The sequence below is a fragment of the Bradyrhizobium sp. LA6.1 genome, from assembly GCF_040547805.1.
GTDB lineage: Bacteria > Pseudomonadota > Alphaproteobacteria > Rhizobiales > Xanthobacteraceae > Bradyrhizobium > Bradyrhizobium barranii.
This window is the reverse complement of the sequence record NZ_JBEPQK010000005.1, coordinates 311,558-333,759: the sequence shown is the minus strand read 5'-3', so window position 1 is coordinate 333,759 and position 22,202 is coordinate 311,558. Positions and strand designations below refer to the sequence as shown.

The following is a 22,202-nucleotide window of genomic DNA, read 5'->3' as shown; positions in this document are numbered from 1 at the left end:
CTAACCCCCCTACGGCACGACGAGAGCATGCGCCCTAAAGATCGAAATTGGTCGGCAGCATGACCACGTCGCGAATGGTCATGCCGCGCGGCCGTGTCAGCATGAACATCACGACCTCAGCCACGTCGCTGGCCTCCAGCAGGCTGCCCGTTTCCCTGGCTTCCTGCAGCTTCTCGGGCGGCCAGTCCGCGAGCAGTGAGGTGACGACCGGGCCGGGCGAGATCGAGCCCACGCGAATGCCGTGCTTGAAGACCTGGCGCCGCACCGTCTGGACGAAGCAGTTGATCGCCCATTTGGACGACGCATAGACCGGCTCCCAGGGCGTCGGAAAATGCGCCGCCAGCGAACTCGTGACGATGATGTCGCCGCTCCGGCGCGCGATCATGTGCGGCAGCACGTCGTGCACGTTCTTCATCACCACGTTGACATTCAGGTTCAGCATCCGGTCGATGGCCATATTGTCGGCATCGACCAGATCGCCACCGACATAGGTGCCCGCATTCGCGTGCAGGATGTCGAGCTGGCCTGCCTGCTCCAGGACGCGCGGCAGCAACGATGCGCAGTCCCTGGGATCCAGGAGGTCGACGACCAGCGGGATCACGGCGTCGCCATGCCTGCTGCTGAGCACCTTCAGCGCGGCCTCGTCGCGGTCGACCATCACCACGCGCGCGCCCGCGGCCAGCATTGCTTCAGTGCTCGCCAACCCGATGCCCGACGCGGCCCCGGTCACGGCAGCAACCTTGCCTTCCAATTCGTTTCCCATGGGGTCACCATCCTGCTGATGGTCGGCAGTATAGCGATGCAAGGCGAATTGGCGATGCGGATCGCCGGCTTCGCAGGGTGGGCAAAGGCGCTCTTGCGCCGTGCCCACCATCTCTTCACAAATCCGGAGGAACGGCGGGCACGGCGCGAAGAGCGCGCCTTTACCCACCCTGCGGCACGTCACCCCGCATACGCCCTGTCGAGGTCCGCGATCACAATCTTCCGCATCTCCATCATCGCCTGCATGACGCGGTTCGCTCTGGTGCGGTCGGAATCGCCGAGGTAGCGGCCGAGCGCCGACGGGATCACCTGCCAGGACAGTCCAAATTTGTCCTTGAGCCATCCGCATCGGGATTCCTCGCCACCGTCGGCAGTGAGGCGGCTCCAGAAGTAGTCGACCTCGGCTTGCGTCTCCACGCTGATGAAGAACGAGACCGCCTCGGTGAAGCGGTATTGCGGGCCGCCGTTGAGCGCGTGGAAGCGCTGGCCTTCGAGTTCGAACACCGCCATGGAGTCGCTGACGGTCTCGACTTTTGCGTTGGGGAACACCGCTTTGTAGAAGGCGACGGCTTCCGGGACGTTGTTGGCGAACCAGAGGAACGGCGTGATTGACGTCATGAAGTTGTATCCTTTCGTCCTGGACCGGACGTGCGACCATCGCTCCAAGGACGAGCGGCGGGACCGTGTTCCGACACGGGCGCTGGTCTTTTTGCAGCGCCCCTGTCGGAACCCGAGCCGGCCGTTCGTCCTTTGAATGCAACGCCGATCACCCCGGAGCCGCCAGATGCCCACCATCACAGCCTTCGAAAACTCACCCGACCGCGGCAAGGGACAGGCCCGCGATATGCGGGTTCGCTGGGCGCTGGAAGAAGTGGGCCTGCCCTACGACGTCCGCCTCGTGTCGTTCGCGGCGATGAAGGACCCCGCCCATCTTGCGCTGCATCCGTTCGGGCAGATTCCGACCTATGAGGACGGCGATCTCGCTTTGTTCGAGTCGGGCGCGATCGTGCTCCAAATCGCCGAACGCCACGATGGATTGTTGCCAAAGGATGCGAATGCGAGGAGCCGCGCGATCGCATGGATGTTTGCCGCGCTCAACACGCTGGAGCCGTCGATCGTCGAGTTCGGGATGACGATGCTGTTCGAGCGCGACAAGAGTTGGTACGAGGAGCGGCTGCCCGTCCTGAAGGATCGCGTCCGCATCAGGCTCGGCGAATTGTCCCGTCGCCTCGGCGAGGCCGAGTGGCTCGACGGCGCGTTCAGCGCCGGCGATCTCATGATGGTGACGGTGCTGCGCCGGTTGAATGCATCTCGCCTGCTGGAGGAATATCCCGACCTCTCGGCCTATGTCGCCCGCGGCGAAGCGCGGCCTGCATTCCGGCGGGCGTTCGATGCGCAACTGGCGGTGTTCACCGCCGCATCGACCGGCAAATAGAGCCCGCGCCTCTCACTGAAGCCGGTACATTTCCGATCCCATACGTCGAACGGGCGACGCCGGGCGTCCTCCGATCGAATGACGCTGCGCACAATGCGCAGGACTGTTGCCAGCCCGTCGCTCCGGCGATACGACTTGAGATGGAAGAGCCTGATATCAACCGGCCCGCATCATCCAGGGAAGGCACCGCATGAGCGACGATCTCTCCGGCGTCTGGAATGGCAGCTACATTCAACCGAGCACCGGAATGGTCACCTTCACCGCAACTCTGGTCGAAACCGGCGGCGCGCTCAGCGGAAGCGTGACCGAGCCCTGCTCGAACCCGCGATGCCCGCTCCGCACCCACAACGCCTCGATCGCGGGTCAGCGCTCCGGCAACGCGGTCTCGTTCGTCAAACACTACGAGCCGCCCGGCCACGGCTACGACACGGTCCATTACGAAGGCACGGTGAACGCCGAGGCGACCGAAATCGACGGGCGCTGGCGGCTGCCTGGCTCTTCCGGCGCGTTCCTGATGATCCGCGCCAGCAAGGCCGCGCAAGCGGCCACGACGGAGCAACACGCCAAGGTGCCATCGCGCTGAAGGGAGCAACCATGCTGACGCTCTATTCTTATCCGGAACTGTTCGGCGTCGCCGACAACAACGGCTACGGCCTCAAGGTCTACGCGTTCCTGAAGCTCGCAGGCCAGCCGTTCGTGCACGAGCATCTCTTCGATGCCTCTGCCGCGCCGCGCGGGCAGCTGCCTTACGTCGTCGACGACGGCGAGACCATCGGCGACAGCGAGACAATCATTGCGCATGCGATCGCCAAATATCGTCTGAGCATCGATGCCGCGCTGTCGCCGGACGCACGGCGGACCAATCATCTCGTCACCCGCATGCTGGACGATCTCTACTGGGTGATGTCGTATTCGCGCTGGAAGGACGATCGCTTCTATCCGGCATTCCGCGACGCCTTCATCGCGCAGCATCCGCAACTCGATGCCGAGGGACTGGAGAAGGCGAAGGCGTATAATTCGCAGCGCTATTATTTCCAGGGCATCGGCCGCTACACGCCCGAGCAAGCCTCCGCGCGGGGCCTGGTCGATCTGGAAGTGCTGGCGGAGATCGTTCCCGCCGCGGGCTTCGTTCACGGCGCGGCACCGACCAGCTGTGATGCCGGCATCTACGGCTTCATCGCCAACATCTATTATTTTCCGATCCCGACGCCGCTGAAGGCTTTTGTCGATGCGCACGCCAATCTCGTCGCGCATTGCGAGAGGATTCATGCGGCGGTGAGTTCGTAGGGTGGGCAAAGGCGCGCTCATTGCGCGCCGTGCCCACCATGCATCCGCATTTGCAGCACGAATGGTGGGCACGCTTCGCTTTGCCCACCCTACGCCTACACACCGCGCCCTACCGCATCGTGATCGCGAGCCCGCTCAGATCCGCATTCGCCATCAGGCCGGTCTGGTAGCCCGACAGCTCCAGCACCGCGCCCTTCTGGTTGGTCAGCACGATGGCGCGAGCGCCACGGCCGATGGCAAGGCCGGCACCGGCCGCGCCATAGACGCCGGCGACGTCGGAGGGGCGGTTGATGTTGGAGACCCGGCCACGCAGCACTGTCTTGGAGCCGCCGAACACGAGGCCGTAGTCGAGCCCGCCGGTCGAGAGCCCATAGGAGCGGCCGCGGAAGTTCAGCACGCCCGAGCCGCCCGAACCGCCGATGATCCAGCCCGCCTTGTAGATCGTCAGCACCACGGTGCCGCCGTCGGCCATCGCCGAGGTCGAAATGCCGGCCAGAGCGGCAATGGCGACCAGCGCGGCGCGGAAGGTGGTAGCGAGCTTCATGGGGCGTCTCCGGTGGCTATTTTTCAAGGGAGGATTCGAATCAGATGCAGCGAATGTATCCGATGGATCGCGGCGGCAACATGATGGAGCGTGAGGCCTGCGCGGTGCGCTCCCTCGCCCCGTTCTTACGGGGAGAGGGTTGGGGTGAGGGGCTGCTTCGGCATAAGCGGTAGGAGTTGGACTCGCGGAGAGTCCCCCTCACCCGCCGCGCTCAGGCGCGCAAGTGCGCTGCGCGCGTCGGCCTCTCCCCGCAAGCGGGGCGAGGCGAAGGAAGAGTCCGCGCAAACAAGCACCACCGCCATGATGCCATCCTGCCCCTGTTTTGCCCGACGGAGCAAGTGAATTGTTCGGCTATACCGAATTTGAAACACTCACGATTTCTACGGTGCATGGGGTTGTTTTCGCGTTTTTGTTTTACCCGCCTTCCCCAATGCCGATTGCAACTCCCCCGCATGTCGCTACGCTCGTGCGCGCGACGCGACCGTTCCATCCGAGGTGATCCCATGTCGATCCAGCATTTCGCACCCCCGCCGCACGTCAAGGCGCCGCCGCTGTCCTTTGCCACGCGCGTCGGCGATCTCCTGTTCGTCTCAGGCATTCCCGGCTTCGACGGCAATGGCGCGCTGCCGGACGGTTTCGAGGCGCAGTTCGCCAACGTCGCCGTCAACATCAAGCGCGTGCTCGACGAGGCCGGCGCGACGGTCCGCGATCTCGTCAAGGTCAACGTGCTGCTCACGCGCGCCTCGGACGTCGCCGCGATGAACGCACTCTATGCCGGCGCGTTCGGCCCGCCGCCCTACCCGGCGCGCACCACCTGCGTGGTGCAGGCCCTGCCCGACCCGAAGATGCTGATCGAGATCGAGGCGGTTGCATCGCTGGCGAAGTGAGCCACGCTTAGCGTATGTGTCTTGGCGCATGTGTCTTGGCGTATGAGTCTTGGCGTATGTGTCTTGCCGGGCACTCGGCCGAACCAAGTGCACGACTCGATCTGACATATCCGTGAAACGGCCGCCCCTCGGCTTGCCAAGGACCTGCATTTACCGCACGGATTTTCGGGTCACACATCCCCACAAGGAGATTTTCCATGCGTCGCGTTCTCGCCCTCTGTGCCGTTGCCGGCATCGCCACCTCCGTGTTTGCCGTGCCGGCCTCGGCGGCGGTCGGCTATTACGTGATCCGCTGGGACAACACCGGCATCTGCCAGGTCTGGAACGAGGACCTGAAGTACAAGCCGTTCCAGTGGGGCGCGTCGACCTACAAGGTCGTCAGCAAGCCGGTCCCGACCTTCACCGCGGCTTCGGATCTCCAGATCAAGCTGCGCTCGGAGCGCCGCTGCACGCTCTGAGCGTCACGCGACGAATTTGATTTTGAGGGCGGGCCGCGCGAGCGACCCGCCCTTTTCCTTTGCAGGCGCGCGCTCGCTTTTGAGGCTCAAATGACGCATTTCCTGCGCGCACGCTTTGAACCTGATCAGCCGACGGAACTACTCACATCTTGTCCGGGGCGCATCCCCAAAAGCGTCCCACACCATCCCTCCCCGTCATAGTCGGGAGGTGCATCACATCTTTCATTTGAGGAGCTGATCATGCGTCGTATTTCCGTGCTGTGCGCTGCTGCGGGTCTTGCCGTCACTGCCTTCGTCGCCGCGAGCCCTGCCGAAGCCAGCTATCACCTGATCCGCTGGCAGGACACCGGCTTCTGCCAGATCTGGGACGAGAGCATCCCGACCGCGCCGTGGCCCTCCGACTACGCCCGCGTCGGCACGACGGTGCCGACCTTCGTCGACGCACTCGTGCTGAAGGATCACGCGTTGAAGAACGGCCACTGCACCTGGTAAAACTTCGATCGGCGGACGACGAGCGGGCAAGGGCGCAACGCGTTCTTGCCCGCTCTTTTTTGTCAGCACATGGCGGATCGGCGAGGCGCAGCGCCAGCGCGCGCTCACGCGTCCTTGTGCGCGCCGGGATGGATGAGGATGTCGCGCGCGGCGGCGAGGTCGATGAAGGCTTGCGCGCTGCCGCCCTGGTCGGGATGCTTGCCCTTGGCGGCGCGGCGGTAGGCCTGGTTGATGTCGTCGCAGGTGAGCTGCACGGCGAGCGGCAGGCCGAGCATCCTGCGGGCACGATCTTCGCTCGAGAGCTGCTTCGGCATGGCGTTGCGGCGGCCGAAGCGCGGCGCGGTGAGATCATGGACGACCTCGAGGATCACGCCGACGCGGCGCTGGGCCGCCAGCGTGACGCTGTGATCGTCATTGTCCGCGGCCTGGCGCAGCACCGGAAGCGCCTGCTCGGCCGCCTGGCGCAGCGTGGCATCCGTGCTCATGCGCACGATCTCGGCGACGAGCCGGCCCGCCTCGGCCCAGTCGGCCGGCTGCGCCGACCGCAGGCGTTCGAGAGCGAGTTTCCAGGATTCAAGCCGTCCCATCATGCGCGCAACGTTTAGCAATGAAGATCAGTATGCCAAGGCGGCCGTTTCCGACCCCTTAATTTCGAGTTAGCCTTTCATGAAACTTCGAAACGAATCCGGGAGGAAATTGTCATGGCATTGCTCGCAAACCACATCGCCGTCGTCACGGGCGCCGGATCCGGCATCGGCCGGGCGATCGCGGCCGGCTACGCCCGCGAGGGCGCGCAAGTGGTGCTGCTCGACGTCAACGCCGACACGGTCGCGGAGGCCGCGCAGGAGATCCGCAAGGCCGGCGGCAAGGCCGAGAGCTTTGCGCTCGATGTGACAAAGCGTGACGACTGCTTTGCGCTCGCCAGGCAGATCGCCGACAAGGTCGGGCAGGTCTCGATCCTCGTCAACAATGCCGGCATCACTCGCCGCAACGCCTTCACCGCGGACACGGAGACGGTGGCGAAGGACTGGAACGACATCATCTCGCTCAACCTCAACGGCGTCTTCAACGTGACGCAGGCGTTCCTCGCGCCGCTGCGGGCCGCCAGGGGCCGCATCGTCAACATCGGCTCGATCCAGTCCTTCGTGCATCTGCGCACGCCGAGCTCGGCGGCGTATACGACCTCGAAGCACGGCGTGCTCGGCTTCACCAAGGCGCTCGCGGCCGAGCTCGGCAAGGAAGGCGTGCGCGTCAACGCGATCGGGCCGGGCTTCATCGAGACCAACATCAACGCCAACGTGCGCGCGACCAATCCGGCGCTGGTGCAGGCCTTCGTCGATCACACGCCGCTGGCGCGCACCGGCAAGCCCGAGGACATCGTGGGCCCCGCGATCTTCCTGGCGTCGGATCTGTCGGCGTATGTCACGGGGACGATCGTGATGGTGGACGGCGGGTATCGGACCGTGTGAGCGGGGCGCGCAAAATCGGCCCGCATCGCTATGCATCCCGTGCCAATCGCGGCACCTTCGCGGCAATCCCAAGGTCAATTGGTGCGATCGCCTGCGATTAACCTTTGATTAACCAAACCCGCCCACCGTAGATCTACGGCTAGGGGGCCGTTGGTTCTCGATCGCTTCCAAGATGGAAGCGGGCGTTGATCGGGAGGTGTGTTGATGACCACTGTTCATGTCGCTGCGTCCGATCCGGGCGCGCAATTTCTTGCCCCTAACCAAATCGTTCCGCTGTTGATCGGTGCGACCGTCGACGAGGTCGAGCGCGAGCTCGTGCTCCAGACGCTCGCACGCTGCGACGGCAACCGCACGCGCGCATCGCGCGTGCTCGGCCTGTCGGTGCGCACACTGCGCAACAAGATCAGGATCTATGCAGCGTCCGGCATCGACGTGCCCGCGTATCACGACTAGCACGCGGGCACGATTGGTGTTGATCAAGCCCGGCGCAAGGCGCCGGCGGAATTGCTGCTGTCGTCAAACGCCGCTAAGTAGCTTGCTTCCGGTCAAGGGAGCAGCGGCGTGGCAGACGAACAGAAACGGCAGGGATCGCAAGGTCCGCGCGGACGGCAGGGCGAACCGGGACGGCCGGGGCCGCAGGGGCATCCCGGCCGGCGCGGCCCGGACGGCCAGCGCGGCAAGCCGGGACCGCAAGGCAAGCCCGGGGCGGCCGGAAAGGCAGGCGCGCAGGGCAAGGCCGGTCTGCCGGGCAAGCCAGGCGAAGCCGGCGCGCGGGGCGCGGCCGGGTCGCAGGGGCCGGCGGGGCCGCAAGGCCCACGCGGCGAGGCCGGACCGCCCGGCCAGCTGCCGTCGATCGAGCAGGTGCTGCCGTGGCTCGATCAACTCTTCGACGCCTGGGACGAACGCCGCCGCCAGCGCGAGCGTGAAGCCGCCGAGCGCGAGGCGCTGGAAGCCGCCGTGCATGAGGTTGAAGAGGCGATCGTCGATGACGAGGCCGACGACGGCGAAGGCGAAGGCGACGATCACCGGAAGAAGAAGAAAAAGAAGAAGCACGGCCACAAGGACTAGCCGGGCGGAAGTTGCTTCGACGCCCCGGAGGACTCATCCTTGCGCGGCAGCATGCCCATGCGCTCGAACTGCCAGCGCATGGCGCGGTACCAGAGATGGCCGACCAGCGTGCCGAGCAGCGTCAGGATGACGAGGTTGACGCTGCTATAGGAGCCGCTCCACCACATCATCCATGCGGTCCACAGCACAGTGAAGGTGACGGCACCTGCTCTGAGAGGAATAAGGGGGCGGCTCATGGTCGCGCTCCGGGCTGTCAAAACCCCGGCGGACATCATCGCAATTTGAGGCCGCTCTCACCGTGAGCCAGATCACGGAATGGACGCAGGACCGCCTAACCGAACCGCAGCCGCGAACGCTCCTTGGCCTTCTCTGCCTCGATCTCACGGTCCCGCGTCGGCGCATGGGTGTGCAGCGAAGTCAGGAGCTTTCGCGCAGCCTCCGACACTTCCGCGACCGCAAGCTCGAAGGCCTCTTCATTGGCCTGCGACGGCTTGTTGAAACCGGAAAGCTTGCGCACGAACTGGAGCGCGCTGGCGTGGATCTCGTCCTCCGTCGCGGGCGGCTCGAAGTTGAACAGCGTCTTGATGTTGCGGCACATGCAGGCTCTCCCGTCGCGGTGTTCCCCTGAGGACGATCGGCGAGGCCCAAATCCTACATCCCGGGAGCAGCCGTGTCATAGGCAGGACCAGCCATATCTGATCCGCAATTATTCCCCTTGCGCGTCGCACCATCGGGGAATGTTTTTCGGGGGGCGATGATGGGTCCGGTCTCGATCCTCCGTGACCAGCTGATAAAGATCGCGTCCAACGCGGCCGCCGACCATGAGCCGCATGGGGAGAGAAACATGAAAACGTCTTGCGCGGCGCTAGCGGCCATCCTGCTGTCCATCGCAATGCCGGCTATGGCCGCCGATTATCCGGCGCCGAAGCAAGGCGACTGGATCGCCAAGGACTTCAAGTTGCACACCGGCGAGACCATGCCGGAATTGAAGCTGCACTACACCACTGTCGGCGAGCCCTCTGGCCAGCCCGTGCTGGTGCTGCACGGCACCGGCGGCTCGGGCGCGAGCATGCTGTCGCCCGCCTTCGCCGGCGAGCTGTTCGGTGCGGGACAGCCGCTCGATGCGTCCAAATATTACATCATCATCCCCGACGCGATCGGCCACGGCAAATCGTCAAAACCGTCCGACGGCATGAAGACGAGCTTCCCGAAATACAATTACGACGACATGGTCGAGGCGCAGCATCGCCTCGTGAAGGAAGGCCTCGGCGTCAAACATCTGCGGCTCGTGATCGGCAATTCGATGGGCGGCATGCAAACCTGGCTGTGGGGCGAGAAATATCCGCAGGAGATGGACGTGCTGGTGCCGATGGCCTCGCAGCCGACCGAGATGGCCTCGCGCAACTGGATGATGCGACGGATCATGCTCGACACCATCCGCAACGATCCCGACTACAATGGCGGCAATTACACCAGCCAGCCCCGCTTGATGAAATACGCCATCACCGCCTACGGCATCGCCAGCATCGGCGGCACGCTCGCCTATCAGCAGCAGGCGCCGACCGCGGCCAAGGCCGACAAGATCGTCGACGAGCGGCTGGCGACACCGATCACGGCGGATGCCAACGACTTCCTCTACCAGTGGGGCTCCTCGCAAGACTACAATGCCGGCGACAAGCTCGAGCAGATCGAGGCGACGCTGCTGCTGATCAACTCCGCCGACGACGAGCGCAACCCGCCGGAGACCGGCATCACGGACGCCGCGATGAAGCGGGTCAAGAACGGCAAGCTGTATCTGATCCCCGCGAGCACCGAGACGCGCGGCCACGGCACCACCGGCAACGCGAAATTCTACGTCGAGCAGGTCAGGCAATTGCTGCAAACCGCGCCGCAGCGGACGATGTGAGCCGAGCAGCAAGACCGCATGTCGAACGCTCGCTTTCGCAAAGCTGCGCTCGCGCTTCCCAGCGTCATCGAGGGCGCACATCACGGCCATGCCGACTTTCGCGTCGGCAAGCGCGTGTTCGCGACGCTGGGCTATCCCGATGAAAAATGGGGCATGGTGAAGCTCACTCCCGACCAGCAGGCCGTGCTCATCGACGCGGAACCGGAGATGTTTCGTCCGGTCCCCGGCGCCTGGGGCAGGAGCGGCAGCACGAATGTGAAGCTGGCGAAGATCGATCGGGTGACGTTGCGGAGCGCACTCGAGATGGCATGGCGCAATGTCGCGCCGAAGTCGCTGCTTGCATCGCTTGAGACGCGATAGGAAGGACCGTACGTGCAGGTTCGCACTGTGCGTCTGGCTGGCCGCCCATACCGCAACGCATCATATGCGGCGCCTCTCGCGCCGCATATTATTTGAGCATGCATTGCGCTGACAGCTCGGGCTTAATCGCATCAACGATACGAATCGAACGCGACGGAGGATCGCATGCACAGGCTCGCGCTGTGCGTTTGGCTGGCCGCGACGATGGCGCAGACGAGCGCCGCGTTCGCGTTCGACAACGGCCAATACGACCATGTGCCGCCCGACATCCGCGCCTGGTTCAAGAGCGTGATCGCGCCGAACGGCGTGCCCTGCTGCGACATCTCCGACGGCCATCGCACCGACTACGATGTGCGAGGCGGCACCTATTGGGTACCGATCGAGGGACAGTGGATGGAGGTGCCCGAGCGCGCCATCATCCGCGATCGCGGCAATCCGGTCGGCCAGGCCGTGGTGTGGTACGTCCACCACCGCGGCGCGATCATCATCAGTTGCTTCGTGCCGGCCGATGCGGTGTAGGCCGCTCAGGCCTTGAGGTCTCGCCTGGGCGAGGCCTCGACATATTCGATGTCATCGCCGAAATCGTCGAGCGCGGCACGAACGGATTTGGCGTCGGCCTCGGCGACGGTGAAGATCGCCGCCAGGTTTTGCCGCTTCTGTCCCGGAAACAGGCTCTCGGCGGCATAACCGGCATCGCCGAGCGTCTTGATGATCTTGCGCCGCCGGCGCTGATCGACATGGTCGTGGAATTTGAATTGCACCGACATGTTGAGAAGCTAGCCGCTCCCGGCGCCCGATCAAGGCCGCGGAATCTATTTTCGTCCCTTTCTCGCCGGCTTCGCCTTTGTAGTTTTCTTGGCAGTTTTCTTGGCAGCCTTCCTGCCCGATTTCCTCGCCGGTTTCACGCGGCCGAGTGCAGCGGCAACATCCAGCAGGCCGGCGCCGTATTCCGGCGTAAAATCCTTGCCTCGCATCGCCGGCAATTTGGTCGCAGTCGCGATCAGGCGGCTCGCGACCGCAAGCCCGGCCGTCCTGGATTTCGTCTTGCTGATGTAGACGAGTGCAGCAGCGCCCGTCACATGCGGTGTTGCCATCGACGTCCCGGGCCAGGAATCGTAGCTGGTATGGTCGGCGAAGCTTGCCTTCACCCGGGGCACCGTCGACAGGATGTTGACGCCCGGCGCGACCAGCTTGATGTGCTTCCCCGTATTGGAGAACGAGGCACGCCGATGGGACTCGTCGACGGCGCCAACTCCGATCGTGTCCGCGTAGCCCGCCGGGTATTCCTTCGGATTGCCGTCCTCGAACTCGTTTCCCATCGCGGTGGAGATGACGACGCCGGCTTCGATCAGTTCGGCGAAGGCCGTCGCTTCCGTCTTTGAATGGTCCTCGCCGCCAATGCTGAGGTTGATGACCTTGATGTTGGAATCGAGCGCGGCCGCGAGTGCCTTGCTGTAGAAATCGAAGTTGAAATTCTCGTCGTCGCCTGCGCGCTTAGGATCGTCGAACACCTTCCAGCAGTGCAACCGGCAATTGGCCAGGCCTGCGATACCGGCCGAGTTATTGACCACGGCCGCGATCGTGCCGCTGACATGGGTGCCATGACCGAGAAAATCACGCGGTCCGTTGCCGTCGTGCCTGTAGTCCTCGATCGCGTCTACGAGATCGGGATGTCCGACATCGACACCGCTATCGAGCACAGCGACATGAACCCGCCCCGCACCTGGCCGCGGTCGATCGAACCATCTGATGGCGCGAAGCCCCCACTGCCTGATCTTCATGGGATCGGCGGCGGCACTGAGCCACCGGTTGGGAACGGGCTCGACCAGATCCACCGCCCTGGAGGCACGCAGGCGCTTCAGGAGGCCTGCATCTACCTTCCCGTCCTTCAACTGCACGATCTGAAATCCGGCCAGCGCCTCCCGCGCCGGCGCCGTTGCGGAGCGTGCTATCGAGCGATGAACCGCGGCCAAAGCCATCGCCTGGGGCTGCGCGGGTGCCTCATCGTCGCCGACCACGAACAGCGGCTTCATCGACTGAAGCCCGAAATTGTCGCGCAGGAAATCGATCGGACCTCTGACGTCGTCGGGCATTGCAGCCATCAGCGCGCGTGACGTGGTCGCCTGAAGCGAGGCTGCCGCGATCTGCCGGACAGCGGCCGGCTTCAACCGAACGATCAATTGTCCCGGGACATGCTTGCGACGGCGCGGCCGATCGCCCGCGACCCGCATTGCCTGCGTTGAGGCCATGACGAATTCCTCGCTTGAAAAGCAACAAAATACGACACCCGTTATAAGCGAAATTTCTGGTCTACGCCACCTGCGTCATGCCGTGGCTACACCGGGCCGCACCTGCTATTTCGGGGATAGCGGTCGAGCCGGAGAATGCTATCCTGTGCCCCTCAATCAGGGAGACCTTCGTGACCGATCTCTGCGCCGAAGACCTCGCCACCATCTATGCCAAGCCGAGCCCACGCGTGATCGCAAAGGCGCGTCTCGCGATCGATGCGCATGCGAAGAAATTCATCGAGATGTCGCCGTTCTGCGTGCTCGCTACGTCAGGCGTCGACGGCAGCGTCGATGCATCGCCGCGCGGCGGAGGGGTTGGCTTCGTCCATGTCGCCGGCCCTAATCGGGTGCTGATGCCCGACCGTGCCGGCAACAACCGGATCGACAGTTTTCGCAACGTCGTCGAAGGCTCGGGCTTCGTGCATCTGCTGTTCTTCGTCCCCGGCATCGACGAGACGCTGCGCGTCGGCGGACGCGGCACGCTCTCGGCCGATCCGGATCTGCTTGCATCGATGGTGGAATTCGGCAAGCCGCCGCGCGCGGTCCTGAACGTCGCGGTCAGCGAAGTCTATTTCCACTGCGGCAAGGCGCTGATGCGCTCGAAGCTGTGGTCACCGGAGAAGGTGCAGCGCTCGGTGATGCCCAGCATCGGCCAGGTCATTCACGACCAGACGGGCCTGGGGGAACCGGAGAGCCAGGAGATCGTGGAAGAGCGCTACAAGACGCAGTTGTAGCTCTGGCCCCAACCACAGTGTCGTCCCGGACAAGCGAAGCGCAGATCCGGGACCCATAGCCACAGGAAGTGGTTTGGCGAAGACTCGGAGTTACCAGCTCGCGCCGCAATTACTCCCTGTGGTTATGGGTCCCCGCGTTCGCGGGGACGACACCGAGTATGCGGCTAACGCCGGAGCCTAGTGCCCCTCGCCCTCGAGCCCACCGACGTGCTTCTGTGTATAGAGTTCGAGACCGATGCGGCCGATCAGGTCGAGCTGGGTTTCGAGGAAATCGATATGGTGTTCCTCGTCGCTCATCAGCTTCTCGAACAGGTCACGCGTGACGTAGTCCTTGGCGCCGTTGCAATAGCCGGCGGCCTCCTGGTAGAGCGCCCGCGCGCTCATCTCGGCGGCGAGATCGCACTCGATGATCTCCTTGACGTTCTGGCCGATGCGCAGGGGATCGAGCACCTGCATGTTCGGGAAGCCGTCGAAGAACAGGATCCGCTCGGTGAGCTTGTCGGCGTGCTCCATCTCTTCGATGGACTCCTTGCGCCAGACCTTGGCCATGTCCCGCAGGCCCCAATTGTCGAGGAAGCGGTAGTGCAGCCAGTATTGGTTGATTGCAGTCAGCTCGTGGCGCAGCGCCTTGTTGAGATAGTCGATGACTTTTGCGTCGCCCTGCATGATGCACTCCAAATCTTGCGTCCAAATCGGCCCTAACCGACTTTAGAACGCTTCTAAATCAGTTTAAGGACGAGAGCAACCGGCCACGGGGACGCAGCCGGGGAAAAGCTCAGCCGAAATTGCGGAAGTTTTCAGCAGGCCGCGAGGGCGAACCGGGTGAGCTCGGCCGTCTCGTCATTGGCGGCCACGGTGTGGCTGTGCGGGCAGCCCGAGCAGCAGGACTTGGCGCAGGGGCCAAGCGTTTCGTCGATGATGGTCTTGATGGTACGGGCGCAACGGCCGCATTCGGCGCTACAGCCGAGGCATCCATAGACCTGCTTGGCATGACGCACGGCGTCGTCGGACTCGGCGACCGCGGCGCGGATGTCGTCATCGCTCAGCACGTTACAGGAACAAACGATCATGGAAGCGGCAGGCCCTTCGGTGATGCGTCATCATCGATATTTAAGGGGCCGTCCGGATGCAAAGGGAAAAACCGGTATTTGAAGCTATTCCAAACTGGCCCGGAAACAGCCTAGAACGGCTCTAAAATAGGGAATTGTGCTGGATCAAGATCTTGGCGGACCTAGTCACCGCCACCGCCTCCACCACCATCGCCGCCACCTCCGCAATCCCCGCCACTGCTACCGCTATCGCTGCTGGAACAGCTGTCGCTCGAGCTCCCAGAGCTGTCGCTGGAAAACCAGCTCCCCAGCGAGAAGCCGTCGCTGGCCCCTGAATAGCCGTCGCCGCTACTCCTTCCGTCACTGCCGGCCCCCGCGCGCGAGCGCCGTCCGCGGTTCTGGAGATGGGTGAACCAACCATAGCCAATCGCGAAAATGACCCCGGCAGCGATCAGAGTATTCATCATCGCGTTTCCCATCGTTGTCTCCCTCGCGGACCTGCGATCCATTAATTGGTCGCCCCCGGCAAAGGTGCCGTTCATTGATCATTCAAACGAAGTATGGAACTTTAGCCCCCAAAGGGTTCCCGCCTGTTTGTGCGAAAGGTCACGCCAATGAAGAAGTTCTTACTGACGGTCGCCGCCGTCGCCACCCTGGCCCTCACGGCCGGAACACCGGCCCACGCGCAGCGTGGTGTCGCCGCCGGCGTGGCCGCCGGGATCATCGGTGGCGCCATTGTCGGTGGCGCGCTGGCTTCCCCGTATTATTACGGACCCGGCCCGGGCTATTCCTATGGCCCCGGCTATTACCCGCCCCGCTACTACGCGCCGGGTCCCGGCTATGTCGCCGACGACTATTACGGTGACGGCTGCGTCTGGCAGAGGCAGCGCTTCTGGGATGGCTACGCCTGGCGCACCCGCCGCGTCAGAGTCTGTGGCTGAGGCGCGTTGAACCGGTTGATTACGCACGCGCCGTTCATCTCCGGGCCCGAAAAAGACCGCTTTTTCTCGTCACAGCTCCGTGCGCGTTTACCGTGGATTGACCAATTGCGCGCTTCCTAGCTGCACGGTCGATTTCATCAGAGTGTGCGTGAACCTTTGAAACCCGGGCGCTCCTAACAAGGGACGTCCATCTCCCAGGAGAGCCAAGAGCATGAAGAAGACTTTTGTTGCCGCCCTCACGGTTGCGACGATCGCCGGTTCGCTGGTGACCGCCACTCCGTCCGCGAAGGCCCATGACGGCGTCGGCGCCGGCATCGCAGCCGGCCTGATCGGTGGCGCCATCGTCGGCGGCGCCATCGCGTCGAGCCGTCCCGCCTATGGCGGACCGGTCTACATTGCCGAGCCCCCGCCGCCCGCGCCCTGCTACTGGCAGCGCCAGCGCTATTGGGACGGTTACGGCTGGGTCATCCGCCCGGTTCGCGTTTGCTACTGATCTGATCGCAAGATCCGATCGCATGGCGCATCCGCGCCGCGATCGAAGCCCGGCCGAGCACCTCGGCCGGGCTTTTTTCTTTGGCGAAGAGTTAAGGCCGTTTACCGCGCCGCCTGGATCGAGCGCAGCACCTCTTCGCTCGGCCAGCAATCGACCTTGAGGCCTGCCGACTTCTGGTAGGCGCCGAGCGCCGCGCGCGTCTGCATCCCGGCCTTGCCGTCGATCTTGTCCTTGTAGAGCCCGACGCGCGTGAGCCCGCGCTGCATGGTCTCGACGTCCTTGGTGCGCAACTGCTTGGAGGCCGCCCATTGTGTCGCGAACGGCAGCGGGCTCGTCATGCGGTCGCCGAGATGGCCGACGAACAGCACGTAGAGGTCGGAGAAATTGTACTCCTTGATGACGAAGTAGTTCTTCGTCGTCAGGAACGACGGGCCGTAAATGCCTTCCGGCTGCAGCAGTGAGGCCGGCTGCGCCTGCTCGGCAGCGCTCAGCTTCTCGCCACGCACCGGCACAAAACCTTCGCGCAGCCACTGGCCGATCGGCTTCGTCACCTCGGGCACGCCGCTGGTGCAATCGACCTTGGCCGGCGCCTGCACCTCGTAAGCCCAGCGCACACCGCTCTGCCAGCCCTTGTTGACGAGCTGCTGCGCGGCCGAGGCCAGCGCATCCGGCACCGAATGCCAGATGTCGATGCGGCCGTCGCCGTCGAAGTCGACACCGTGCTTGTAATATTCGGACGGCAGGAATTGCGTGAGCCCGGTGGCACCCGCCCAGGACGAGCGCATGTCCTTGCGCGTCACCACGCCCTCGCCGAGGATCTTCAGCGACAGGATGAACTCATTCCGATAGGTGTCCTTGCGTCGCCCGACATAGGCCTGCGTCGCCAGCACGCGCACGAGATCGTAAGGCAGCGTGTAGCGGCCGTAATCGGTCTCGCGGCCCCAGATCGCGAGCATGATGGTGGCCGGCACGCCGGATTTCTTCTCGATCTCGCTCAGCGCCGGGCGATATTTTTGCAGCAGCCGCTGCCCCTCGCCCGCAAGCCGCGCGATCGAGGCTTCCTTGACGTAGTCGGCCGGCACCTGCACGAACTCGGCCTGCGACGGTGCGCCGGTCGCGGGCCGTCCGGGCAGGATCAGGTCGGGCAGCTTGTAATCAGGCTCGAGCCCGCGCGTCTGCTCATCGAATGTCGCGCGCGACACGCCGGCGGCCTGCGCCTCCGGCCAGAGCGAGGCGATGAACTGCGTGAAGGCGGCGTCGGCAGCGCGGGCGGGCGACAGGCCGCAGATGATCGTGATCACCGCAGCTATGAGCGCCCGCCGCATCATGCCCTCATCACCGCGTCAGCTTCTTGTACTTCACGCGGTGCGGAATGATGCTGTCCTGGCCGAGGCGGCGCATCTTGTCCTTCTCGTAGTCCTGGAAGTTGCCTTCGAACCATTCGACGTGGCTGTCGCCTTCGAAGGCCAGGATGTGGGTCGCGATGCGGTCGAGGAACCAGCGGTCATGGCTGATGATGACGGCGCAGCCGGCAAAATCCTCCAGCGCCTCTTCGAGCGCGCGCAGCGTGTCGACGTCGAGATCGTTGGTCGGTTCGTCGAGCAGCAGGACGTTGGCGCCGGACTTCAGCATCTTGGCGAGATGCACGCGGTTGCGCTCACCGCCGGAGAGCGCACCGACCTTCTTCTGCTGGTCGGCACCCTTGAAGTTGAACGACGAGCAATAGCCGCGCGAGTTCACTTCCTTCTTGCCGAGCAGGATCAGCTCGTTGCCGCCGGAGATCTCCTCCCACACGTTCTTGTTGCCGTCGAGCGCGTCGCGCGACTGGTCGACATAACCGAGATGCACGGTCTCGCCGACCGTGATGGTGCCCTTGTCCGGCGTTTCCTGCTTGGTGATCATCTTGAACAGCGTGGTCTTGCCGGCGCCGTTGGCGCCGATCACGCCGACGATGCCGCCTGGCGGCAGCTTGAAGGTAAGATCGTCGATCAGCAGGCGATCGCCATAGCCTTTGCTGAGCGTTTCGAAATCGACCACGTTGGCGCCGAGCCGCTCGGCGACGGGGATGATGATCTGCGCGGTCTGGGTCTGCTTCTCGCTCGCCTGCTTGATCAGATCCTCGTAGCGCTGGTAGCGCGCCTTGGATTTGGCCTGGCGCGCCTTCGGCGAGGACGCGACCCATTCCTGCTCGCGCGCGATCGTCTTCTGATGCGCAGCGTCTTCACGGCCTTCCTGCTCGAGCCGCTTCTGCTTCTGCACCAGCCAGGACGAGTAGTTGCCCTCGTAGGGAATGCCCTTGCCGCGGTCGAGCTCGAGAATCCAGCTCGTGACGTTGTCGAGGAAGTAGCGGTCGTGGGTGACGATCAGGATCGCGCCGGGATAGTTGCGCAGATGACCTTCGAGCCACGACACCGACTCGGCGTCGAGGTGGTTGGTCGGTTCGTCGAGCAGCAACAATTCCGGCTGGTCGAGCAGCAGTTTGCACAACGCGACGCGGCGACGCTCACCGCCCGAGAGTTTTGTCACATCGGCATCGTCGGGCGGACAGCGCAGTGCGTCCATCGCCTGGTCGACCTTGCTGTCGAGATCCCAGAGGCCCTGGGCCTCGATCTCGTCCTGCAGCTTGGTCATCTCGTCGGCGGTTTCTTCCGAATAGTTCATCGCCAGCTCGTTGTAGCGATCGAGGATGGCCTTCTGCTTGGCGACACCCAGCATGACGTTCTCGCGCGCGGAGAGCGCCGGATCGAGATGCGGTTCCTGCTCGAGATAGCCGACGCGGGCGCCCTGGGCGACCCAGGCCTCGCCGTTATACTCCTTGTCGAGGCCGGCCATGATCTTGAGCAGCGTCGACTTGCCCGAGCCGTTGACGCCGAGCACGCCGATCTTGGCGTCCGGGTAGAACGACAGATGAATGTTATCGAGCACCTTCCGGGTCGGGTAGCTCTTGGTCAGGCCCTGCATGAAATAGATGAACTGGCGCGCCATCGGTCCCGTGAAACCTTCGATTTGAGGAAATTTGCTTGCCGCCGATGTAACGATCCCGCCCCCAAAGGGCAATGTTTTCCCTCCGTTCACCACGGATCAATACGGAATGGACACCATCCGGCCGCCGATCCGGACAATTGAAACCATTTTTTAATAAAGTGGGCCAAAGCTCGTCATGGCGCCGAAAAAGACGCCACCCGCGGCAGAAGCGACGGGGAGAACAGCGAGGCCGCATCATGGCTCTGATCGAGACCAATTCCATAGCCGTACCGGCACGAGCCGGTAGCGCTTCCGGACTCGTCACGGAGATCAAGGGTTTCTGGAAGCGCTTCTTCGCCACCGCTTTCAACCCTTACCGCCCCGAGCTGCACTACATGCGTGGTCCCGGTCCCGCCTGGCGCGCCAAGCACGGCATGGATACGCCGTTCCGCCTCAAGCCCCGCGACCTCTGAACCCTTCTCCCCTATCGGATCTCCTATCGGATTTTTGAACACGTCAGCTGCTTGCGCGCAGGCGTGATTGCGCGCAACCATGGCCAGGTTCCGACGATGGCGCTCCCCGCCTGGCGCCGTCACCTCTCGCCATGGATGAAAGCTGATGACGCGGCTGCGCTGTGCAATTCTCGACGACTATTTCAACCTCGCCCTCGACGTCGCCGACTGGCAAAAACTGTCCGACCGCGTCGACGTCACCGTGTTCAGCCATCCCTTTGCCTCGGAGCAGGCCGCGGCGAGCGCGCTGGCCGATTTCGAGATCATCTGCGCGATGCGCGAGCGCACGGCGTTCCCCAAGAGCCTGTTCACGTCGCTGCCGAAGCTGAAGCTGCTTTTGACCTCCGGCATGCGCAACGCCTCGATCGACATGGAGGCTGCGAAGGCGCAAGGCGTTGCCATCAGCGGCACGCAATACTCCCGCGATCCGACCGCGCCGCTGACCATGGGCCTGATCCTCGAACTGACCCGCGGCATCGGCCGCGAGAACGCGCGCATGCATGCCGGCGAGCCCTGGCAGACCTTTGCCGGTGTCGAGATCGAGGGACTGACGCTCGGCGTCGTCGGGCTCGGCAAGCTCGGCAGCAAGATGGCGGGTATCGCGAAAGCGTTCGGCATGAACGTGATCGCCTGGAGCCCGAACCTCACGCCGGAGAAGTGCGCGGCGGCCGGCGTCGGCTACGCCACCAAGGAGGAGCTGTTCGCCAAGGCCGATATCGTCACCATCCATGTGGTGCTGAGCGATCGCTCGCGCGGACTGGTCGGAGCTGCCGATCTCGCGCGGATGAAGCCGACGGCCTTCCTCGTCAACACCGCGCGCGGTCCGATCGTGGACGAGCAGGCGCTGCTGGAGGCCTTGCAGCAGCGGAAGATCGCGGGCGCCGGCATCGACGTGTTCTCGGTCGAGCCGCTGCCGGTCGACCATCCCTTCCGCAAGCTCGACAATCTCGTGCTGACGCCGCATCTCGGCTACGCCACCGAGGACGGCTTGCGCATCCATTACGGGCAGATGGTCGAGGCGATCGACGCCTTCACCGGGGGTCGCGAGCTGCCGCGCAAGCTGGCCTGAAACGAAAAGGGCGTGCCGACGGCACGCCCTTCGCGATTTGAGCTGTTTCGAAGCGCTTAGCGCACGGTGACCGGCGCGGGCAGCGGCGGCACCACCGTCGGCTGGGTGCCCGGGACGGGGCCGGCTTGGGCGGCCATCGGAGCCGGACCGGCAGCGCCCGACGTCGGCGCAGCGGAGGCGGTCGCCGTTCCCGGCGGCGGGCCACCCGGCATCACCACCACGCGGGTGCCGACCTTGACGCGGTCGAACAGGTCGGAGACGTCCTCGTTCAGCATGCCGATGCAGCCCGACGACACGAACTTGCCGATGGTCGAAGGCTGGTTGGTGCCGTGGATGCGGTAGACGGTCGAGCCGAGATACATCGCGCGTGCGCCGAGCGGATTGCCGGGGCCGCCGGCCATGAAGCGCGGCAGATAGGGCTGACGCTCGATCATCTCGGTCGGCGGATGCCAATCCGGCCACTCGGCCTTGCGGGTGATCTTCTGCACGCCGGTCCAGGTGAAGCCATCGCGGCCGACGCGGACGCCGTAGCGGATCGCACGGCCGCCTCCGAGCACGTAGTAGAGGTAGGTGTTCGGGGTATCGACAATGAGCGTTCCAGCCGGCTCCTTGGTCGCCAGCGAGACTTCCTGGCGGCGCAGGTTCGGCGCCAACTGCGCCGGGGCAGCGTCGGGCTGCTCCTCGGGCGGCAGCGAAGCGATCGCCATCGGCCGGCCATCGTTGCCCACGGGCGGCTGGCCGGACTGAACCGTTCCGGTCGCGGCGGGACCACCGACGGCCTCCGGCGGACGCAGGCCGTCCCTGCCGGGTGCCTGACCCGGGCGATCGGCATAGATCACCGCGGGCGGGCCGGCGGGGCGGCCGTAGCGGGGATCGTCGGGCGACATCACGGGACCCTGCGGCGGCGCCGCCGAATAGACCGGCGGAGCGCCAGCCGGACGGCCATAGCGCGGATCATCGGGCGACATCACCGGCCCCTGCGGCGGGGCGGCGGAATAGACCGGCGGAGGGCCAGCCGGGCGGCCGTAACGCGGATCGTCGGCCGGACCGGGCGGCGGCAGCGACGCCTGCGGCATCGCGTCGTCTTCGTCGTCCAGCGAGTCGAAATTCGGCGTGCGGTCGCCGGGGCGATATTCGGCCGGCGCGCCATAGCTCGGCGCCTGCTGGACCGGATAGCTCTGAGCCTGTGCGAGCGAGGTTCCCGCCGCAGCGACTGTTGCGGCAGCGCATATCGTCAGAAAATGTTTGATCATCATCGCTCTTGTATAGTCCCCGAGCCCATCCGGACCGTTAACGGCCAGATGACCGAAGATAGCGGCACATTCAAGACATTACAGGCTGATTTGTGCCTGAGTTAGCGATTTGTGATGCAGGTACACACAGTTGCCCCGTTGCATCACGGGGCGGAAATCGCATCCGGCCGTAGATTGCCGGAGTCTCTAGCCCCGAATTTAAGGGAACGGCGCGGAGGCGTTGCGATATGT

The 22,202-nt window shown here is 64.4% G+C and carries 31 protein-coding genes; 17 read left to right on the top strand and 14 right to left on the bottom strand.

Annotated elements, in window-relative coordinates; genetic code table 11:
- Positions 1-34 precede the first annotated feature (34 nt).
- Together ABIB99_RS15400 and ABIB99_RS15395 are read right to left on the bottom strand one after the other, a co-directional pair.
- Positions 35-763, bottom strand: coding sequence for an SDR family oxidoreductase (locus ABIB99_RS15400; protein WP_354176436.1), 729 nt, complete (start codon positions 761-763; stop codon positions 35-37).
- A gap of 179 nt (positions 764-942) precedes the next feature.
- Positions 943-1,380, bottom strand: a complete 438-nt coding sequence (locus ABIB99_RS15395) for a VOC family protein (protein WP_354176435.1) — start codon at positions 1,378-1,380, stop codon at positions 943-945.
- Positions 1,381-1,546: 166 nt separating this feature from the next.
- Here ABIB99_RS15395 and ABIB99_RS15390 point away from each other — a divergent pair, with 166 nt between their 5' ends.
- The 3 genes from ABIB99_RS15390 (at position 1,547) to ABIB99_RS15380 (ending at position 3,484) form a co-directional block, all read left to right on the top strand.
- Positions 1,547-2,197 carry a glutathione S-transferase family protein gene (locus ABIB99_RS15390; RefSeq protein ID WP_354176433.1) on the top strand — a complete coding sequence of 217 codons (651 nt, stop codon included), beginning with the start codon at positions 1,547-1,549 and terminating at the stop codon, positions 2,195-2,197.
- 190 nt (positions 2,198-2,387) lie between these two features.
- Positions 2,388-2,780: a hypothetical protein gene (locus ABIB99_RS15385; protein ID WP_354176431.1), complete on the top strand. Its 393-nt coding sequence runs from the start codon at positions 2,388-2,390 to the stop codon at positions 2,778-2,780.
- 11 nt (positions 2,781-2,791) lie between these two features.
- Complete coding sequence (locus tag ABIB99_RS15380) at positions 2,792-3,484, top strand: glutathione S-transferase family protein (RefSeq protein WP_354176430.1); 693 nt, start codon at positions 2,792-2,794, stop codon at positions 3,482-3,484.
- Positions 3,485-3,593: 109 nt separating this feature from the next.
- Here ABIB99_RS15380 and ABIB99_RS15375 read toward each other — a convergent pair whose 3' ends face one another.
- Complete coding sequence (locus ABIB99_RS15375; protein WP_354176428.1) at positions 3,594-4,028, bottom strand: hypothetical protein; 435 nt, start codon at positions 4,026-4,028, stop codon at positions 3,594-3,596.
- Positions 4,029-4,531: 503 nt separating this feature from the next.
- Here ABIB99_RS15375 and ABIB99_RS15370 point away from each other — a divergent pair.
- The 3 genes from ABIB99_RS15370 (at position 4,532) to ABIB99_RS15360 (ending at position 5,865) form a co-directional block, all read left to right on the top strand.
- Entirely contained in the window at positions 4,532-4,915 is a 384-nt protein-coding gene (locus ABIB99_RS15370) for a RidA family protein (RefSeq protein ID WP_038941868.1), read from the top strand.
- A 197-nt stretch (positions 4,916-5,112) separates the two neighbouring features.
- Positions 5,113-5,373: a hypothetical protein gene (locus ABIB99_RS15365; RefSeq protein ID WP_085405154.1), complete on the top strand. Its 261-nt coding sequence runs from the start codon at positions 5,113-5,115 to the stop codon at positions 5,371-5,373.
- Between the two features lie 240 nt (positions 5,374-5,613).
- A complete protein-coding gene (locus tag ABIB99_RS15360) occupies positions 5,614-5,865 on the top strand; it encodes a hypothetical protein (protein WP_354176427.1) in 252 nt (83 codons plus the stop codon).
- Between the two features lie 104 nt (positions 5,866-5,969).
- On the opposite strand, the gene ABIB99_RS15355 is transcribed toward ABIB99_RS15360, so the two are convergent.
- Positions 5,970-6,455, bottom strand: coding sequence for a molecular chaperone DnaJ (locus tag ABIB99_RS15355; RefSeq protein WP_028156308.1), 486 nt, complete (start codon positions 6,453-6,455; stop codon positions 5,970-5,972).
- Positions 6,456-6,566: 111 nt separating this feature from the next.
- On the opposite strand from ABIB99_RS15355, the gene ABIB99_RS15350 reads away from it, so the two are divergent.
- From ABIB99_RS15350 to ABIB99_RS15340, 3 genes are all read left to right on the top strand, one after another.
- Positions 6,567-7,334: an SDR family NAD(P)-dependent oxidoreductase gene (locus tag ABIB99_RS15350; protein WP_354176426.1), complete on the top strand. Its 768-nt coding sequence runs from the start codon at positions 6,567-6,569 to the stop codon at positions 7,332-7,334.
- A gap of 204 nt (positions 7,335-7,538) precedes the next feature.
- A complete protein-coding gene (locus ABIB99_RS15345; protein WP_071910270.1) occupies positions 7,539-7,787 on the top strand; it encodes a helix-turn-helix domain-containing protein in 249 nt (82 codons plus the stop codon).
- A 108-nt stretch (positions 7,788-7,895) separates the two neighbouring features.
- Positions 7,896-8,402 (top strand): collagen-like domain-containing protein, encoded by a 507-nt coding sequence (locus tag ABIB99_RS15340; protein ID WP_354176425.1) that lies wholly within the window; start codon positions 7,896-7,898, stop codon positions 8,400-8,402.
- Here the strand turns inward: ABIB99_RS15340 and ABIB99_RS15335 are convergent.
- Together ABIB99_RS15335 and ABIB99_RS15330 are read right to left on the bottom strand one after the other, a co-directional pair.
- Positions 8,399-8,638 carry a hypothetical protein gene (locus tag ABIB99_RS15335; protein ID WP_354176424.1) on the bottom strand — a complete coding sequence of 80 codons (240 nt, stop codon included), beginning with the start codon at positions 8,636-8,638 and terminating at the stop codon, positions 8,399-8,401. The genes ABIB99_RS15340 and ABIB99_RS15335 overlap by 4 nt on opposite strands.
- A 95-nt stretch (positions 8,639-8,733) precedes the next feature.
- Positions 8,734-9,000: a DUF2277 domain-containing protein gene (locus ABIB99_RS15330; protein WP_354176422.1), complete on the bottom strand. Its 267-nt coding sequence runs from the start codon at positions 8,998-9,000 to the stop codon at positions 8,734-8,736.
- 246 nt (positions 9,001-9,246) lie between these two features.
- Between ABIB99_RS15330 and ABIB99_RS15325 the strand changes: the two genes are divergently transcribed.
- The 3 genes from ABIB99_RS15325 (at position 9,247) to ABIB99_RS15315 (ending at position 11,187) form a co-directional block, all read left to right on the top strand.
- Positions 9,247-10,308, top strand: a complete 1,062-nt coding sequence (locus tag ABIB99_RS15325) for an alpha/beta fold hydrolase (protein WP_354176421.1) — start codon at positions 9,247-9,249, stop codon at positions 10,306-10,308.
- A gap of 18 nt (positions 10,309-10,326) precedes the next feature.
- A complete protein-coding gene (locus ABIB99_RS15320) occupies positions 10,327-10,668 on the top strand; it encodes an MmcQ/YjbR family DNA-binding protein (RefSeq protein WP_354176419.1) in 342 nt (113 codons plus the stop codon).
- Between the two features lie 165 nt (positions 10,669-10,833).
- On the top strand, positions 10,834-11,187 hold the full coding sequence (locus tag ABIB99_RS15315; protein ID WP_028152315.1) for a hypothetical protein: 354 nt from the start codon (positions 10,834-10,836) through the stop codon (positions 11,185-11,187).
- A gap of 5 nt (positions 11,188-11,192) precedes the next feature.
- Here ABIB99_RS15315 and ABIB99_RS15310 read toward each other — a convergent pair whose 3' ends face one another.
- Both ABIB99_RS15310 and ABIB99_RS15305 read right to left on the bottom strand, forming a co-directional pair.
- Positions 11,193-11,435 (bottom strand): hypothetical protein, encoded by a 243-nt coding sequence (locus ABIB99_RS15310; RefSeq protein ID WP_085405162.1) that lies wholly within the window; start codon positions 11,433-11,435, stop codon positions 11,193-11,195.
- Between the two features lie 45 nt (positions 11,436-11,480).
- Entirely contained in the window at positions 11,481-12,917 is a 1,437-nt protein-coding gene (locus tag ABIB99_RS15305; protein WP_354176417.1) for a S8 family peptidase, read from the bottom strand.
- A 170-nt stretch (positions 12,918-13,087) separates the two neighbouring features.
- Between ABIB99_RS15305 and ABIB99_RS15300 the strand changes: the two genes are divergently transcribed.
- Positions 13,088-13,690: an MSMEG_1061 family FMN-dependent PPOX-type flavoprotein gene (locus ABIB99_RS15300; protein ID WP_354176415.1), complete on the top strand. Its 603-nt coding sequence runs from the start codon at positions 13,088-13,090 to the stop codon at positions 13,688-13,690.
- 177 nt (positions 13,691-13,867) lie between these two features.
- Here ABIB99_RS15300 and bfr read toward each other — a convergent pair whose 3' ends face one another.
- The 3 genes from bfr to ABIB99_RS44505 all read right to left on the bottom strand — a co-directional run bounded on the left by bfr (position 13,868) and on the right by ABIB99_RS44505 (position 15,218).
- Complete coding sequence (gene bfr / locus ABIB99_RS15295) at positions 13,868-14,356, bottom strand: bacterioferritin (protein WP_014492874.1); 489 nt, start codon at positions 14,354-14,356, stop codon at positions 13,868-13,870.
- 131 nt (positions 14,357-14,487) lie between these two features.
- On the bottom strand, positions 14,488-14,760 hold the full coding sequence (locus ABIB99_RS15290) for a (2Fe-2S)-binding protein (protein ID WP_166102202.1): 273 nt from the start codon (positions 14,758-14,760) through the stop codon (positions 14,488-14,490).
- Positions 14,761-14,921: 161 nt separating this feature from the next.
- Positions 14,922-15,218 carry a hypothetical protein gene (locus ABIB99_RS44505; protein ID WP_224517455.1) on the bottom strand — a complete coding sequence of 99 codons (297 nt, stop codon included), beginning with the start codon at positions 15,216-15,218 and terminating at the stop codon, positions 14,922-14,924.
- 135 nt (positions 15,219-15,353) lie between these two features.
- Here ABIB99_RS44505 and ABIB99_RS15285 point away from each other — a divergent pair, with 135 nt between their 5' ends.
- Both ABIB99_RS15285 and ABIB99_RS15280 read left to right on the top strand, forming a co-directional pair.
- Positions 15,354-15,680, top strand: a complete 327-nt coding sequence (locus ABIB99_RS15285) for a hypothetical protein (RefSeq protein ID WP_063981473.1) — start codon at positions 15,354-15,356, stop codon at positions 15,678-15,680.
- Positions 15,681-15,891: 211 nt separating this feature from the next.
- Complete coding sequence (locus ABIB99_RS15280) at positions 15,892-16,173, top strand: hypothetical protein (protein WP_063981472.1); 282 nt, start codon at positions 15,892-15,894, stop codon at positions 16,171-16,173.
- Positions 16,174-16,274: 101 nt separating this feature from the next.
- Here ABIB99_RS15280 and ABIB99_RS15275 read toward each other — a convergent pair whose 3' ends face one another.
- Both ABIB99_RS15275 and ettA read right to left on the bottom strand, forming a co-directional pair.
- Positions 16,275-17,501 (bottom strand): lytic murein transglycosylase, encoded by a 1,227-nt coding sequence (locus ABIB99_RS15275; protein ID WP_354176413.1) that lies wholly within the window; start codon positions 17,499-17,501, stop codon positions 16,275-16,277.
- A gap of 7 nt (positions 17,502-17,508) precedes the next feature.
- Positions 17,509-19,158: an energy-dependent translational throttle protein EttA gene (gene ettA, locus ABIB99_RS15270; protein WP_354176411.1), complete on the bottom strand. Its 1,650-nt coding sequence runs from the start codon at positions 19,156-19,158 to the stop codon at positions 17,509-17,511.
- 236 nt (positions 19,159-19,394) lie between these two features.
- On the opposite strand from ettA, the gene ABIB99_RS15265 reads away from it, so the two are divergent.
- Together ABIB99_RS15265 and ABIB99_RS15260 are read left to right on the top strand one after the other, a co-directional pair.
- The gene (locus tag ABIB99_RS15265) at positions 19,395-19,610 is read left to right on the top strand and encodes a hypothetical protein (RefSeq protein ID WP_028152324.1); all 216 of its coding nucleotides are present in this window, start codon (positions 19,395-19,397) and stop codon (positions 19,608-19,610) included.
- A 145-nt stretch (positions 19,611-19,755) separates the two neighbouring features.
- Positions 19,756-20,718, top strand: coding sequence for a D-2-hydroxyacid dehydrogenase family protein (locus ABIB99_RS15260; protein ID WP_354176408.1), 963 nt, complete (start codon positions 19,756-19,758; stop codon positions 20,716-20,718).
- Between the two features lie 56 nt (positions 20,719-20,774).
- On the opposite strand, the gene ABIB99_RS15255 is transcribed toward ABIB99_RS15260, so the two are convergent.
- Positions 20,775-21,971 carry a L,D-transpeptidase family protein gene (locus tag ABIB99_RS15255; RefSeq protein ID WP_354176407.1) on the bottom strand — a complete coding sequence of 399 codons (1,197 nt, stop codon included), beginning with the start codon at positions 21,969-21,971 and terminating at the stop codon, positions 20,775-20,777.
- Positions 21,972-22,202: the final 231 nt, after the last annotated feature.

Bases quoted from the DNA above. Each gene is read 5' to 3' on its own strand.
- ABIB99_RS15400 (WP_354176436.1), bottom strand. From the start codon at position 763: ATGGGAAACGAATTGGAAGGCAAGGTTGCTGCCGTGACCGGGGCCGCG.
- ABIB99_RS15395 (WP_354176435.1), bottom strand. From the start codon at position 1,380: ATGACGTCAATCACGCCGTTCCTCTGGTTCGCCAACAACGTCCCGGAA.
- ABIB99_RS15390 (WP_354176433.1), top strand. From the start codon at position 1,547: ATGCCCACCATCACAGCCTTCGAAAACTCACCCGACCGCGGCAAGGGA.
- ABIB99_RS15385 (WP_354176431.1), top strand. From the start codon at position 2,388: ATGAGCGACGATCTCTCCGGCGTCTGGAATGGCAGCTACATTCAACCG.
- ABIB99_RS15380 (WP_354176430.1), top strand. From the start codon at position 2,792: ATGCTGACGCTCTATTCTTATCCGGAACTGTTCGGCGTCGCCGACAAC.
- ABIB99_RS15375 (WP_354176428.1), bottom strand. From the start codon at position 4,028: ATGAAGCTCGCTACCACCTTCCGCGCCGCGCTGGTCGCCATTGCCGCT.
- ABIB99_RS15370 (WP_038941868.1), top strand. From the start codon at position 4,532: ATGTCGATCCAGCATTTCGCACCCCCGCCGCACGTCAAGGCGCCGCCG.
- ABIB99_RS15365 (WP_085405154.1), top strand. From the start codon at position 5,113: ATGCGTCGCGTTCTCGCCCTCTGTGCCGTTGCCGGCATCGCCACCTCC.
- ABIB99_RS15360 (WP_354176427.1), top strand. From the start codon at position 5,614: ATGCGTCGTATTTCCGTGCTGTGCGCTGCTGCGGGTCTTGCCGTCACT.
- ABIB99_RS15355 (WP_028156308.1), bottom strand. From the start codon at position 6,455: ATGATGGGACGGCTTGAATCCTGGAAACTCGCTCTCGAACGCCTGCGG.
- ABIB99_RS15350 (WP_354176426.1), top strand. From the start codon at position 6,567: ATGGCATTGCTCGCAAACCACATCGCCGTCGTCACGGGCGCCGGATCC.
- ABIB99_RS15345 (WP_071910270.1), top strand. From the start codon at position 7,539: ATGACCACTGTTCATGTCGCTGCGTCCGATCCGGGCGCGCAATTTCTT.
- ABIB99_RS15335 (WP_354176424.1), bottom strand. From the start codon at position 8,638: ATGAGCCGCCCCCTTATTCCTCTCAGAGCAGGTGCCGTCACCTTCACT.
- ABIB99_RS15330 (WP_354176422.1), bottom strand. From the start codon at position 9,000: ATGTGCCGCAACATCAAGACGCTGTTCAACTTCGAGCCGCCCGCGACG.
- ABIB99_RS15325 (WP_354176421.1), top strand. From the start codon at position 9,247: ATGAAAACGTCTTGCGCGGCGCTAGCGGCCATCCTGCTGTCCATCGCA.
- ABIB99_RS15320 (WP_354176419.1), top strand. From the start codon at position 10,327: ATGTCGAACGCTCGCTTTCGCAAAGCTGCGCTCGCGCTTCCCAGCGTC.
- ABIB99_RS15315 (WP_028152315.1), top strand. From the start codon at position 10,834: ATGCACAGGCTCGCGCTGTGCGTTTGGCTGGCCGCGACGATGGCGCAG.
- ABIB99_RS15310 (WP_085405162.1), bottom strand. From the start codon at position 11,435: ATGTCGGTGCAATTCAAATTCCACGACCATGTCGATCAGCGCCGGCGG.
- ABIB99_RS15305 (WP_354176417.1), bottom strand. From the start codon at position 12,917: ATGGCCTCAACGCAGGCAATGCGGGTCGCGGGCGATCGGCCGCGCCGT.
- bfr (WP_014492874.1), bottom strand. From the start codon at position 14,356: ATGCAGGGCGACGCAAAAGTCATCGACTATCTCAACAAGGCGCTGCGC.
- ABIB99_RS15290 (WP_166102202.1), bottom strand. From the start codon at position 14,760: ATGATCGTTTGTTCCTGTAACGTGCTGAGCGATGACGACATCCGCGCC.
- ABIB99_RS44505 (WP_224517455.1), bottom strand. From the start codon at position 15,218: ATGGGAAACGCGATGATGAATACTCTGATCGCTGCCGGGGTCATTTTC.
- ABIB99_RS15285 (WP_063981473.1), top strand. From the start codon at position 15,354: ATGAAGAAGTTCTTACTGACGGTCGCCGCCGTCGCCACCCTGGCCCTC.
- ABIB99_RS15280 (WP_063981472.1), top strand. From the start codon at position 15,892: ATGAAGAAGACTTTTGTTGCCGCCCTCACGGTTGCGACGATCGCCGGT.
- ABIB99_RS15275 (WP_354176413.1), bottom strand. From the start codon at position 17,501: ATGATGCGGCGGGCGCTCATAGCTGCGGTGATCACGATCATCTGCGGC.
- ettA (WP_354176411.1), bottom strand. From the start codon at position 19,158: ATGGCGCGCCAGTTCATCTATTTCATGCAGGGCCTGACCAAGAGCTAC.
- ABIB99_RS15265 (WP_028152324.1), top strand. From the start codon at position 19,395: ATGGCTCTGATCGAGACCAATTCCATAGCCGTACCGGCACGAGCCGGT.
- ABIB99_RS15260 (WP_354176408.1), top strand. From the start codon at position 19,756: ATGACGCGGCTGCGCTGTGCAATTCTCGACGACTATTTCAACCTCGCC.
- ABIB99_RS15255 (WP_354176407.1), bottom strand. From the start codon at position 21,971: ATGATCAAACATTTTCTGACGATATGCGCTGCCGCAACAGTCGCTGCG.